The organism is Streptomyces sp. NPDC027962, assembly GCF_055566095.1.
The window spans coordinates 69,768-81,432 of record NZ_JBVHTA010000037.1 but is presented as its reverse complement, the minus strand read 5'-3'; the positions used below and the strand labels follow the sequence as shown (position 1 = coordinate 81,432).

Sequence of the window (11,665 nt, the reverse complement as noted above, 5' to 3'; positions counted from 1 at the left end):
GGACGGACGGCCCTACCACCCGGAGTACCTCTCCCAGGTCTTCGCCCGGCTCGTCGACAGGCTCGGCCTGCCGCCCGTACGTCTGCACGACCTCCGCCACTGCGCCGCGACGCTCTCCCTCGCGGCCGGCGTCCACATGAAGACGATCCAGTCCCTGCTCGGCCACTCCACGTACCAGCTCACGGCCGACACCTACACCAGCGTGCTGCCTCAGATGGAGCAGGCCGCGGCCGATGCTCCACTGGCCCTCGTGCCGCGCAAGGGCCAGGAATCCCCAGAAGCGCCGCCTGTCCCCACTGAGGCGGTCGCGTAGACCCGCGTCCCCACATTCTCCCCACAGACGCCCAAAGGACCCTCCGGATGATCTCCGGAGGGCCCTTCTTGCTGCTGCTGCGCTGGTCAGCGCGGTGGGCGCGGACGGTTTCGAACCGCCGACATCTGCTTTGTAAGTATGATCATCGCCAGAATCGCCGTGATCGGCTGACCTGTGCTTGATCGCCGTTCAGCGACGCCCACCCCACTTGACCTGGTGCGATACCGTTCCGGCGAGTCCCGAACTGTCCTGCGGGCTCCCCGATCTTGACGGTCACTACGTCCCCACAGCGTCCCCGCCGCTCCCCCTTGTCCCCGCTTTGTCCCCGCAGGAAGGCGGTGGGGACGGCCACTGACCAGCGCTGCTTCGACGCGCAGGCCCGGCCCCGGGCTCCGTTTCACGAGCACCGCTTACCGATCGCGGCGGCTGTTCACTTCCACGGCCTCGGCCGTGCAGGTCACCGAACCAGCTGCTGCGGTACGCCCCGCGGAGCCGGCGGAGAGCTCCGACGATGGACAGACCGAGGGCATCGGAGATCTGCGTACGGCGATCATCGCGGGGCAGCTGGGGCGGCTGCCCGGTGGAGAAGGACATCCTGCCCTGGCCGGTAGGCGATGGAGGTGCCCGCGAGTCGTGTCGAGGCACGGAAGCGCCTGCCCGATTCGCCCTTGTAGCAGGTGAATTCCTTGCCGTCTTGATCCAGCCATTCTTCGACTTGCTCCGCGCACCGGCGGATCACAGCTCGCCGGGCCTGATCAGGGTGGGCGGCGAGGCCGCGGTGCAGAGTGACGTGGGCGATCACTGGGCCGCTCCGTTCCGTCGCCACGGCCGGCTCCGCCAGGAGCGGCGCCGGGGGGGGTGCGTCTGGGCGAGTTGGGCGTGGAGCTCGGTCACCTCGTCCAGGAGGAGATCGATGCAGGTGCGGGCCTCAGCGATGAACTGGGCGTCCGCTTCGGCACCGGCCAGAGCTTCGGCGTCTCCCTCGTGGGCGAGGTCGACGGAGGCGACACGGTCGTCATTGCTGTCGGCGATGAGGAAGCTGGTGACGCCCTCCTCGATGTCGATCCTGATGACGCCCCAGGGGCCGGGGATGGTCTTGTCGCGCAGGGCGGCGATGGCGGTGAGCTGTTCAGCCGTGAGCACGGTCGGCCTCCTCGTGGGCGTCGGGAGCGTTGGGGGCGACGTAGCCGCGGCAGCCGCAGTACTCGTAGCATGTGGAGTCCTCGGGGGCGGTGCGTGGAACGCTCTGGTGGACGCCGCGAGCGTGGCCGCAGCCTGGGCGGACGCAGCGGGGGTAGTGCTGGTTGTCGTGCCGGTGGGCCGAGAGGCCGACTTCGTGGATGGTCCGGCCGGTGCCGCGGGTGGGTTCGGTGTCGGCATAGCAGCCGCCCCATCCGCAGTCGTGGTTGAAGTGGAAGGTGCCTGCGAAGGCGAGGGTGCCGCAGCGTCCGCAGCGGTACTGCGGGCAACCGCGCTCATCGGGTGGGATGGGCGTGCCAGTGCAGCAGTCGATCTTCAGAGATTCGCGATAGGCGGCGTGGCGGGCGGCTCGAACGTCGCGTTCGGCTTCACGGGCGGATCTGCGGTCCATGGCTGCCTGCTTCTCTCCGAATAGGTCGAGTTGTGTCATGTCAGTTCTCGGGTTGCTCGATAGGTGATGGGCGCGGGACGTGTCTGGGCGCCCCGCACCCGGGGCATTGATCAGTTGCTGCTGGGGGATTCGACCGGCTGGGGTTTGGCGTCCTTCGCCTTCGTCGCCTCGGAGGCCGTCGTCGTGGCGCGCCGGGAGCGGGTGGCAGCCGGCCGCTTCTTCGGCTCGGTCTTCTGTGGGGTGGGCTGCGCCTTCTTGGCTGCGCGGCGTGGGGTCTTCGGCGGGGCCAGCTTCTTCGCGGTCGCCTTCTCCGGCCCGGGTTGGTCCGCCGCCTGTTTGGTGTCGCTGCTTGTCGTCGCGTTGGTGCCTGCCGGAGTCTTCTCGGCCGCTGAGGCGCGGCGGGGGTGCTTCTTGGGGAAGGCGCGCAGGGGTGGGCGTTCGCCGTCGAATGCCGGCAGGAGCCGGGTGCGGATGTTTCGTGCGGCGCTCGCGGCGGGCGGGTTGTTTGTGAAGCAGATGCCGACGTTGTAGCGGATGCCAGGGGTGAGGTGCTTGAGGCTGTCGGCGTACGACTCGGCGTCGTTGCTGTTTTCGAACTTGCGGGGCGGCACGTCGAGTGCCCAGGTCTGGACGGCCTCGCCTCGCCCGAGGTGCTTGATGCCGATGCGGCGGCCGTCGGGGTGTGCGAGGAAGGCGGACGGGCCTGGGTGGGGCTTGCTGTCGGTGTCGACCGTCCAGCCATTGCCGAGTCCTTGGGCGGTGGCGGCGGCGAATGCGGCGAAGTCCGCCGGGAAGACGCGCTGCTTCCTGAGGGCCTGGGAGACGTTCGGCGTGGTCGGCTTTGCTGGGCTCACGAGTTGTCCTTGTCGGTCGTGCGGTGTGAAGCGAGAGGGGTGACCGGTCCGGCTTGCACTTCGTCCGGCCCTTCGGTGTTGTCGGGTCAGGTCATGCACCAGCCGGACTCGCACAGGCTGTCGTCGTCGAAGGGCAGCGGTTCAGTGCCTTCGGGGACGGCTTGTGCGAGGGGCCGGGCGCGTCGGGTCAGGAAGACGGGGTCTTTGCCGAGCTGCGCGCGGCGTCGGATGAGGGTGGTCTCGAGTCGGCACGCTGCGTCGAAGAGTCGTGGTTCGTCTTCGCGGAGCCGCTGCCATGCGGTGAGTGGTTTCAGCGGGCAGAAGAAGCAGGCGCTCTTCGGTGGCACGGGCAGCCCGGCAGTGGCGATGATTCTCATGCAGTCGGTGCGCCGGAGGCCGAGGTCGAGGAGGGGGTAGGTGACCCTCTCGTACGGGCCGGGGCGGCGGTTGTTGGCGCGGTGGATCTCGTCGAGGGAGATTCCGACGCCGACCGTGGCCGGCCAGGTGCGGGTGGCGCCGTTGCGGCGCAGGTGTCCCTCGATGACGCGAATCTTGAAGTCGGCGGTGCAGCTGCGGGTACCGGGGGCTCCGTTGCTCATTCGAACGGGGATGGGCAGGGACTTGGATCCGGGGCGCATCAGCAGGTTCCAGAGGGTTTCGGTGTGGCCGTCCCGCCGGCTGCGGTTGAGGGTGTGCAGGTCGATGCCGTGGCGCTGGGCGTACGGAGTGGCGACAGTGCGAACGTAGTGAAGGGTGGCGGGGTGCTCGCTGTCGTCGCCGACGTTGGCGAACAGGAAGGTGTCGTAGGGGATTTCGCCCTGGGCGGCGAGGACGAGGAGGGCGGTGGACTGTACGCCGCCGCCGTAGGAGGCGACGTTCACGCTGCGGCTCCCTCGAAGAGGCGGTCGAGTGCGCCGAGCAGGTGTCGCGCCTTGTGTTCGAAACGGGCCTGCTCTACTACCGCGTTGCGGTGCTTGATGACCGCGGCGCGTTCGGCAAGGGCCTTGTCCACGCCGCCGTCACGGTCAGCGAGGGAGTTGCCGCACCAGATGGCGACCTTGGGTCCGAGGTCCCACACGACGGCGTTGACTGCGGCGCAGGCGGTCGCCAGCGGGTCGATGTCGTTGCCGAACCAGGCGTAGTGGTGTGGGTTGAGGCCGTGTTCGCGCATGTGCTGGGCGACGGAGCGGAACATGCCGCCGCTGCCGATGGCTGTTTCTCGTAGTGCCATGTCGGGCTCGCAGCGGTCGATGAGGACGTGGGCCATCAGGTCGGTGATGCAGGGAGGCGTGTGGTACTCGCCCCGCCACTTCTTGTCGCTCTTGTGCCGCAGTCCCGTTAGCAGGGGGCTGAGGACGTCCGCTTTGGACCGGTCGTAGGGATCGTCCTGGGCGGTGAGGGTGAACAGCCCGTTGTGGACCGTGGTGTGGATGACGGCCTGGACGGCGCGCAGTAGGTACTCGTCGGGGTTCTCCTCGACCCGGTCGTGCAGCGGCCGGGCCACCTCGATGAGATCGGGACGGGCCATCCACTGAACTCCCCAGATCTCCCGTAGGAGCGGCGGAAGCTGGGCGGGTTCCAGGGTGAGGAGCCAGTCGCCGATGAGTGGCTCCCGGAAGAAGGACAGTGCGGCGACGGTGCCGAGCGGGACGTCCATACGGCTGCCGCCGTAGTGGCTGAACCATGCGGTGATGACGTTCTCGGCTACGTCGTTGGCGTGCTAGTGCGGGTCGCCCCAGAAGGCTCGGCGCTTGTGGCGCGGGTTCGGAACCGGCCGCGGCTTGGGCTTGGCGGCTTCCTCCTCGCGTCGCTGGGTGCGCTCTTCGAGCTTCTGTTCCACCTCGCCGAACAGGTCGAACTGGACCACGCCGATCACCGCCCCGCTGTCTCGGACGAGGCGGACGGGTGCTGTGGGGCGTCTGTGGGGGCGGGGACGGGGCCTGCCTGGAGGATCGCGGTGGCGCGGTCGGCGCGCTGGATGTAGTAGGCGTGGTCTTCGCGGAGCCGCCGGATGCGTTCCTCGTGCTGCGCGATGAGTCCGCCGTACCGGTTCAGGGAGCGGGGTGCGCAGTGGTGTTCGTGGGCGCGGCGCAGTTCTGGTGCCCAGGGCTGGGCGAGCCAGTGGCGGGCCAGGGCGGAGACGATGGCGGTGGCCCGGCGTGCCGTGCTTTTCGGGACGCGCACGGGGGCGCTGATGATCAGGCGGTACGGGCGGAGGCGGAGGGTGCCGGCGGTGAGGGCGGCGCGGGTGAAGGACTCGGCGCCGGCAAGGGTGACGCCGAACAGGACGGGGGCTTCGTCCATCGGGAAGCCGAATGGGCCGGTGCCGTAGGCGACCTGGAGGATCTCCTCCATCGGGTCCTGGTCGGCTTCGGGGTGGTGGTCGGGGTCCCAGCCGAGGGTGAACGCGCCGATGCCGGCGAGGCGGTAGACGGCCTGGCCGGTGTCGAAGTCGGCGTACACGGTCGCCTTGAGGGCTGGCCCGCTGCCGACGGTGAAGTTGGGCATGATCTCTCTCTTCATTCGTGGAGGCATGGGTGGGAGCCGGGGGCCGCGGCTGCTCGCACTGCGCGGCCCCCGGGTGGTGGTGCGGGTGGGATGGGTTATCCGTGTTCGGCGTGCCAGCCGCTCACGTACGCGCCGACCTGCTCGGCCAGCGGTTCGAGGGACAGGTCGCCGGGCGGGTCACCTTCGGGCGTCGTGGTGTCGTAGATGACCTTGCTGGTGCCGTATGCGTCGTCGATGTGGACGGCCAACCAGCCGCCGAGCTCGCTGCGGTGGTCGTGCCACGGGAGGGAGTAGCGGCCGGCGATGGCGACGTACTGGTCCTGGGTGAGCTGGACGGTGATGTTCAGCTCGTTGCCGCAGAAGTCCACGCCGACGTCGGTGACGTGCTGTTCGAGGGCTTCGATGACGTCGGCGTAGAGGGAGCGGGCCTTCTCCTCTTCTGCGCGGCGCAGCAGGTTTACGGCGCTGAGGTAGGTGAGGCTCATGACGTGGCCTCGCTGTCGCTGTCCGGGACGTGTTCGCCGCAGACGAAGGACACGGGCTCGCCGTCGTGCGGGAGATCGAGCTCGATGTCCTCGGCCTTCTTGCACAGCAGGCATCTGAGGGTGACGGCGCGGATCATGCGGTGGGGGCGGACCGGGGTGTTGGCGGGCATGTGGAACGGGGTGCCGGGGCCGGGGAGGGTGATGCGCAGGAGCGTCAGCTCGGAGGAGATGGTGACCTTGCCGATGCTGGTGACGATCAGGGGGGTGGTCGGCGCGTCGGGGAGGGTGAACACGTCGCCGGGTCGGAGTTCGTGGGCGTACACGGTTCTGGTCAAGCCGAGGGTGATCACGGACTGGTTGCTCATGGTGCGGTTCTCTTTCCGCTCGTGGATGGTGGTGGGCTTGGGGCCGTCTCGCACGCGGCGCCGGAGGTGTCAGTCGTCGATCAGGTGCACGGGGCTGTTGAGCGGCCCTCGGTCGAGTTCCTTCGCGATGTGTGGTGCAACGCGGGGCACCTGGGCGGCGTGGAGGGTGAGTTCACCGCTCACGAAGTCCACGGCGACGGTGCCATCGGGCTCGACGCGGGTGACGCGGCCGTAGAGAGGCTGCTCGGGGTGCTTCACCCAGTCGTGAACAGCGAGGGGCGGCAGGTGGCGCAGGCACAGGCCCTGGTCGCGCAGGGAGAGGTGCGGGGCCGAGGGGTACCAGCAAGGCTGCCCGTCGGGGCGGAGGTGCTCGCAGCCCCGGGCGATATGGCCGTATCCGTCGCAGCGGATCAGTACGGGGCTCGGCCACGGCTCCCTGGCGCGCACGATGGCGAAGGTGACGGCGCCGCGCGGGCCCTGGTCATGGTGGGCGACGTATTCGATGGTCAGGCCGAGGGCCATGGGCCAGGTCTGGATGACGTTCGCGGCGATCGTCTGGGCGTGGACGGCAGGCACGGCGGGCGTGGACGTCTGCTCAATAGTCAGGGACATGACACTCACTCCTCCGAGCCGGTCTCGGCCTGCGGGAGCAGCAGGAGCGCGGTCTCGTCCGCCGGGCCGCCAACCCGCGTCACGTATCGAGCGCGCAGGTGGGGCAGGGAGTGGATCTGCCAGATGAGCCCGCGGATGATCCGCCCGGCCTCCTCCGGCCACAGCGGCCGGTCGGGCTCGGCGTGGTCCGTGGGTCCGAATCCCGTGGCGTCGACCGTGGTCACGCCGGCGACGCGGGGCCGCATGCCGGAGAAGTCGACGGTCAGAAGGCTCGCGTCCACGTGGTGGGCGCGGACGAGGTCGGCGATCCTCGCGGCGCGGTCGGCGGGTGGGAGGTCGAGCACCCAGCGCTTGCCAGGCAGCGTCTCGGGGCGTACGGCGCTCCACGCGACCGAGTTCAGCCGGTCGAGGGCGTAGGTGAGGTCGTCGCCGATCTCGCCGGGGTCGAACCCGGTGGCGTCATCGCCCCCGCGCACGCCAAGATGCAGCTCCTCCCTACCGCCGTCGTGGGTGGTCCACAGGCCGTCCAGCTCGATCAGGCCGTCGGCGGTGGCGTGGACAAAGGTGAGATGCGTGGTCTGCGGGTGCGCCTCGACGATGCGCGCGGTGATGTAGTCGAGCATCGCGACCTCGTAGCGGGCCTGGACGTGATCCATGGCGCGGACCGCGTGGTCGAGATGGCGCCGGGCGTCGGTGGTCCGTGGCGCTTCATAGTCGGTCATCTGGGAAGCTCCTTGTGCGGGGTCAGGACGGGTACGGGAAGACGAGCTGCCACATCTGGCCCTCGTGCTCGGAGGCGAGGTCCACGCACGGGGTGAGGTGACGGCTGCGCAGGTGCGGCAGGACGTAGAGCTGGCCGAGAGGGTGGGCGAGTTCGTGGGAGACGTCGTGCGGCCACGGGCTGTCCTGCGTGTCGGGCGAGCAGCGGGGGCACGGGATGGGGAGCGTTTCGCCGCCGCTGAACGTGATCTTCTCGAAGCCGACGGCGATGCCCCCGTCGCGTGCTTCGAAGCGGCAGATCAGGGATTCGGCGTCGGGGACGTGGCGGCGGACGATGTCCGCGATGGTGGCGGCGCGGTCGGCCGGTGTGAGGCTGATCCAGCGGCGGTCGCGGTACTCGTAGACGGGGTGCGGCTGGACCACGCCCCAGTGGAAGAGGAAGGAGCTGGTCAGAACTCGGCCGAGATCGCTGATGAGTTCGTCGACGTCCAGCGGTCCGTCCCGCCAGTCTTCCTCCGTGTCGCCGTGGGGGTCGTACAGGAGGCGGCAGCTGCCGAGCCCGGATTCCTGGGCGCTCCAGATGCCGTGCAGTTCGACGTCACCGTCGGGGTCGACGCTGACCTCCAAATGCTCTGCCTCGGGGTGGGCCAGGCGGACGCGGGCGGAGATGTCGTCGTGGATGGCGAGGAAGAGCGTCTCGCCTGCCTGGACGAAGGCTGTGGCGAGGTCGTCGAGCGGGAGCTGGGTGGGTCGGGATCGCTGGTCTTCCATGATGTTGGCTCCTCGTACTGTGTGGTGGTGGGTTAGCTGGCGCGGCGCAGGACGACGGCGGTCGCGTTGTCCGATCCGCCGAGGTCGGCGGCGTCGGCGAGGATGTCGGCGGCCTTCTGTGGGTCGCTGTTCTCGAGGGCGCGGCGGATCGAGGCGTCGTCCAGGCACCGAGCGATGCCGTCCGTGCTGAGCAGGACGCTCGTGATGTCACGCACGGGCAGAGACGTGGTCACGAACTCGTGGCGCGCGATGGTGCGCGTGACCTTGCGGTCGTACGCCGGCAGTGGTCTGCGCTGTGAGGTGTGGCGGCGGATCCGCTCGCCAAGGGAGTGGTCGTACGTGGCGCGCCGCAGCTCCCCGGCGGTGGTGAGGACGTAGGCGCGGCACAGTCCGGCCCAAGTGATCTGGACTCGGCTGTGGGAGGGGTCGATGAGCGCGGTGACGATGGACGCGTCCGCGGTGATGCCGCTGGCGGCGAGGCGTTCGCGGGCTGTCATGCAGCCGACTTCGGGCGTCGTAGCGAGGGCGGCGGCAGCGGCTTCGTCAGCGGCCAGCCGGGCCGCTTCGGCGGCCTCGGTGGTGTCACCGATGCCGTCGGCGACGGCCACCGCGATACGTCCGGTGGCCGTGTCGCCGCCGACGTTGAACGCGTCGGCCTGGACTTCGCGGTGGCCTTTCCGCTGGGCGCCGCCGACGCGCCAGAGTGTTCGGGGCATGGCTGGACTCCTTCGCGTACGACAAGGGATCGGGGATGGGCCCGCTCGGGGCCGGGCCGCTCGCACCGGCGCGGCCCCGAGCGGGGGCTCTCGTGTTACGGCGTGGTGGCCGCGGTGAGCTGGGCGGGGGCGGTGGCGAACTGCGGGCAGGCTCCGAAGCGTTCGTGCAAGGTGTGCTCCTGCTCCCACTGGCCGCAACGGACACAGCCGGGCTGTACGTGCCCTGGTGCGGGGCGTGCGACGTACACACCACGCAGGTCGCCGTCGGTGAAGACGACGACGCCGGTGGCCTCCTCGAGGCTCGCCGCGCCCTGTCCGCGTTCGGTGGCCTCGCGCAGGGTGCGGCGCAGCAGTGTTCCGGACCAGTCGAAGCCGGTGCTGTCGTCCGCCTGCGGTTCCTGGTACGTCACGCGGTAGGCGGGGAACGTCGCCTCGGCGGGATCGGTGAGGGGGCGGGCCCAGAATGCGACTGGCCGGTCGTCCTCGCGGATCTCGGGTGCAGGGGCGATGGCGGAGACGATGCGCATGATCACGTCGCCGTCGGGGAGCCCTGCGTGGTGGGCCGCTCGGGTACACAGGTCGGTGAAGCCGGAGACGCCGTAGGAGGCGAGCCATCGGTCGGGGGTCAGTTCCCCGCCGAAGTTGGTGCGGAAGTCGTCGCGGTCACGGCGCTGTACGGCCGCGATCATGTCGACGGCGCGGTGGATTTGGTCGGGGCTGATGCCGTGCTTGGCGGCCTCGGTGTACAGGAGCTGTTCGCGTGTGGGCTGGTCCACTTCTCTCTCCCTTTGTGGGCGCTGGGTCATTCGGTGGTGGGGCGTGGGGTGAAGTGCGCGGCGGCCTGGGCGTGCAGGGCGTCGAGGCGAGCGGAGAGGCGCTTGCCGAGGGTGCGGCCCACCATGCCGACGCCGTGGTTGTCGGTGACCGACTCCAGTCGCCACCGGCGGTGGCCGTCATCGAGGGTGAAGTCGCAGAACTGGCCCTTCTGCTGGCCGTGCAGGCTCAGTACGCGGACGGCGTGGCCGCCGGTCTCCCGGCGCTCGGTGGGTGCACCGAGGACGCGGGCGGCGACGACTATGGCGGCGATGTGGGCGATGTTCATCGGGTTCCTCGCACTCTGGTGGTCTCACCCGGCACGCACCGGGGAGGCTTGCAATTGCCTCAACACATGTCGGAGGCGCGGATACGCACGCGCGGGTCAGATCTCGTCGCGGTAGAGGTCCGGGCGGCCGGCGACCTCACGCAGGGCGCACACCAGCAGTCGGCCGGCCGCCTCGACGCCGAGGACGTCACGCACGAAGTCGAGCGGCTCGACGGGGCGGCCGAGGACATCGCCGTAGGCGCGGGCCAGCCGCTCGCCCATCTCCTTGGCTAGCCTCTGAGCCTGTCCGAACTGGGCGTCATCGACACCGCGGGCAGCGAGGCTGGCGCTCAGGGTCGCGCGTTGAGTTGGAGTAAGGAAGCTGAACACTGCTCGAAACCTCCAGAAGCGGGGGATGTTTTCCAGTGAAACTGATATCATTTTATCACTTCCCACCACCCTCCGTCAAGTGTTCTTTACGGTCAGTAGCCGGGATCCCGTCGCGCCGGCGGCTTCGCTGGAGCGCTTCCCGGGCGGCTTTGCGGGGGCCTTCGAGGGCTCCTTGAGCTTCCAGCGCCTGCACTTGGGCGCGGCGCGCGCCGTCCTCCTGGAACCACCGGCGGTCGCTGTCGCGGGCACGGGCAACCTTCGCCTGCTTCTTCTGGGCAGCGACGGCTTTCTGGCGGCTGCGCGGATTGGTGCCGCAGCCACGGCAGTTGGGAGCGGGTGCGGTCGGGTGAGCGGCGCAGCCTCCGCTTGCGTCACCGCCGCTCTCGGCACCGGCTGCCTCGGTGCCGCCGGTCCCGCTGCGGTCGTCACCGCCCGCCGGGGGTAGGGGGTTGTTTCTCTGGTGGTTCCCTGACGGTTCCCCCGTCATTTTGACCGGTACCCCCGCGGTATTTGACCTCAGGTCATTGTGACCAGCGGTCATTTTGACCGCCTGCTTTGCCCCGATGTCGTTTAGCCCGGGGTCCTGGTCGGCGCCCTCGCCGTCGGCCGGTTCGGCGGCGTTCCCGGCACCCCCGGGGTCGGCGGGGTCCTGCGGCTGCGGTGGCGGGCCAACGGGCCGGGGGGTGTGCAGGATGTAGCGGTTGCTGGTCCGGCGGCCTTCGACGAAGCGTGCGCTGCGGGACATATAGCCCTGCTGCTCAAGCCACTTGAGATGCCGGCGCACGGTGCTCAGGCTCTGGCTGGTCTTGTTGGAGAGGGTCTCCTGCCCGGGAAAGCAGGACCAGGACTCGTCCGCGAAGTCGCACAGCGCGAGCAGCACCAGCTTCGCGCCCGGGTTGGGGATCCGCTGCTTGAACGCCCAGGCCATCGCTTCGATACTCACGCTTCTGCCTTCTTCCATGCCGCCCGCCAGCGGGTGACCATGCGGGCCTCCACACCGACCAGCGCGGCGATGTCACGCGCCGCGCGCCCTGCACGGGTCATGATCCGGGCGGCGAGCTCCTGCTCGGCCTCGTTGAGTTCAGGTGCCGGGAGTTCGCCGTTGACGACGCGCTCGACGGCCATGAAGTCCACGCCGACGCTGCCGGTGGCGGTGGTGCTGACATAGACGTGGCGGGGCTGGCGGGTGGGGTCGCTGCCGCGGAGCTGGAACGGCGCGGCAACGCTGTGCGGCCTGGGGGCGTAGGTGTTGGGCACGG

At 69.6% G+C, this 11,665-nt stretch carries 19 protein-coding genes; 1 reads left to right on the top strand and 18 read right to left on the bottom strand.

Annotated features, from left to right (window positions below):
* Positions 1 to 313: tyrosine-type recombinase/integrase (locus tag ACZ4SA_RS28385; RefSeq protein ID WP_468280079.1), on the top strand; the 313-nt coding region annotated here is incomplete at its 5' end.
* Between the two features lie 798 nt (positions 314 to 1,111).
* On the opposite strand, the gene ACZ4SA_RS28380 is transcribed toward ACZ4SA_RS28385, so the two are convergent.
* The 18 genes from ACZ4SA_RS28380 to ACZ4SA_RS28295 all read right to left on the bottom strand — a co-directional run bounded on the left by ACZ4SA_RS28380 (position 1,112) and on the right by ACZ4SA_RS28295 (position 11,663).
* On the bottom strand, positions 1,112 to 1,456 hold the full coding sequence (locus tag ACZ4SA_RS28380; protein ID WP_468280077.1) for a hypothetical protein: 345 nt from the start codon (positions 1,454 to 1,456) through the stop codon (positions 1,112 to 1,114).
* On the bottom strand, positions 1,443 to 1,904 hold the full coding sequence (locus ACZ4SA_RS28375; protein ID WP_468280074.1) for a hypothetical protein: 462 nt from the start codon (positions 1,902 to 1,904) through the stop codon (positions 1,443 to 1,445). Before ACZ4SA_RS28375 ends, ACZ4SA_RS28380 begins: the two co-directional genes overlap by 14 nt.
* Positions 1,905 to 2,014: 110 nt before the next feature.
* A complete protein-coding gene (locus ACZ4SA_RS28370) occupies positions 2,015 to 2,758 on the bottom strand; it encodes a hypothetical protein (RefSeq protein WP_468280071.1) in 744 nt (247 codons plus the stop codon).
* An 86-nt stretch (positions 2,759 to 2,844) separates the two neighbouring features.
* Complete coding sequence (locus ACZ4SA_RS28365; protein WP_468280068.1) at positions 2,845 to 3,639, bottom strand: phosphoadenosine phosphosulfate reductase; 795 nt, start codon at positions 3,637 to 3,639, stop codon at positions 2,845 to 2,847.
* The gene (locus ACZ4SA_RS28360) at positions 3,636 to 4,415 is read right to left on the bottom strand and encodes an N-6 DNA methylase (protein ID WP_468280065.1); all 780 of its coding nucleotides are present in this window, start codon (positions 4,413 to 4,415) and stop codon (positions 3,636 to 3,638) included. The genes ACZ4SA_RS28365 and ACZ4SA_RS28360 overlap by 4 nt, the downstream gene beginning before the upstream one ends.
* 63 nt (positions 4,416 to 4,478) lie before the next feature.
* Positions 4,479 to 4,634: a hypothetical protein gene (locus tag ACZ4SA_RS28355; RefSeq protein WP_468280062.1), complete on the bottom strand. Its 156-nt coding sequence runs from the start codon at positions 4,632 to 4,634 to the stop codon at positions 4,479 to 4,481.
* The gene (locus ACZ4SA_RS28350) at positions 4,631 to 5,266 is read right to left on the bottom strand and encodes a hypothetical protein (protein WP_468280059.1); all 636 of its coding nucleotides are present in this window, start codon (positions 5,264 to 5,266) and stop codon (positions 4,631 to 4,633) included. The genes ACZ4SA_RS28355 and ACZ4SA_RS28350 overlap by 4 nt, the downstream gene beginning before the upstream one ends.
* A gap of 95 nt (positions 5,267 to 5,361) precedes the next feature.
* On the bottom strand, positions 5,362 to 5,751 hold the full coding sequence (locus ACZ4SA_RS28345) for a hypothetical protein (protein WP_468280056.1): 390 nt from the start codon (positions 5,749 to 5,751) through the stop codon (positions 5,362 to 5,364).
* Positions 5,748 to 6,116, bottom strand: coding sequence for a hypothetical protein (locus tag ACZ4SA_RS28340; RefSeq protein WP_468280053.1), 369 nt, complete (start codon positions 6,114 to 6,116; stop codon positions 5,748 to 5,750). The genes ACZ4SA_RS28345 and ACZ4SA_RS28340 overlap by 4 nt, the downstream gene beginning before the upstream one ends.
* Before the next feature lie 69 nt (positions 6,117 to 6,185).
* Positions 6,186 to 6,728: a hypothetical protein gene (locus ACZ4SA_RS28335; RefSeq protein WP_468280050.1), complete on the bottom strand. Its 543-nt coding sequence runs from the start codon at positions 6,726 to 6,728 to the stop codon at positions 6,186 to 6,188.
* Positions 6,729 to 6,733: 5 nt separating this feature from the next.
* Positions 6,734 to 7,450 carry a hypothetical protein gene (locus ACZ4SA_RS28330; RefSeq protein ID WP_468280047.1) on the bottom strand — a complete coding sequence of 239 codons (717 nt, stop codon included), beginning with the start codon at positions 7,448 to 7,450 and terminating at the stop codon, positions 6,734 to 6,736.
* 22 nt (positions 7,451 to 7,472) lie between these two features.
* Positions 7,473 to 8,219, bottom strand: a complete 747-nt coding sequence (locus ACZ4SA_RS28325) for a hypothetical protein (RefSeq protein ID WP_468280044.1) — start codon at positions 8,217 to 8,219, stop codon at positions 7,473 to 7,475.
* 32 nt (positions 8,220 to 8,251) lie between these two features.
* Positions 8,252 to 8,935 (bottom strand): hypothetical protein, encoded by a 684-nt coding sequence (locus tag ACZ4SA_RS28320; RefSeq protein ID WP_468280041.1) that lies wholly within the window; start codon positions 8,933 to 8,935, stop codon positions 8,252 to 8,254.
* 95 nt (positions 8,936 to 9,030) lie between these two features.
* On the bottom strand, positions 9,031 to 9,711 hold the full coding sequence (locus ACZ4SA_RS28315; RefSeq protein WP_468280038.1) for a hypothetical protein: 681 nt from the start codon (positions 9,709 to 9,711) through the stop codon (positions 9,031 to 9,033).
* A gap of 26 nt (positions 9,712 to 9,737) precedes the next feature.
* A complete protein-coding gene (locus tag ACZ4SA_RS28310) occupies positions 9,738 to 10,037 on the bottom strand; it encodes a hypothetical protein (protein WP_468280035.1) in 300 nt (99 codons plus the stop codon).
* A 96-nt stretch (positions 10,038 to 10,133) separates the two neighbouring features.
* Positions 10,134 to 10,298: a hypothetical protein gene (locus ACZ4SA_RS28305; RefSeq protein WP_468280032.1), complete on the bottom strand. Its 165-nt coding sequence runs from the start codon at positions 10,296 to 10,298 to the stop codon at positions 10,134 to 10,136.
* A gap of 163 nt (positions 10,299 to 10,461) precedes the next feature.
* A complete protein-coding gene (locus ACZ4SA_RS28300; protein WP_468280029.1) occupies positions 10,462 to 11,349 on the bottom strand; it encodes a helix-turn-helix domain-containing protein in 888 nt (295 codons plus the stop codon).
* Positions 11,346 to 11,663, bottom strand: a complete 318-nt coding sequence (locus ACZ4SA_RS28295; protein ID WP_468280027.1) for a hypothetical protein — start codon at positions 11,661 to 11,663, stop codon at positions 11,346 to 11,348. The genes ACZ4SA_RS28300 and ACZ4SA_RS28295 overlap by 4 nt, the downstream gene beginning before the upstream one ends.
* Positions 11,664 to 11,665 lie beyond the last annotated feature (2 nt).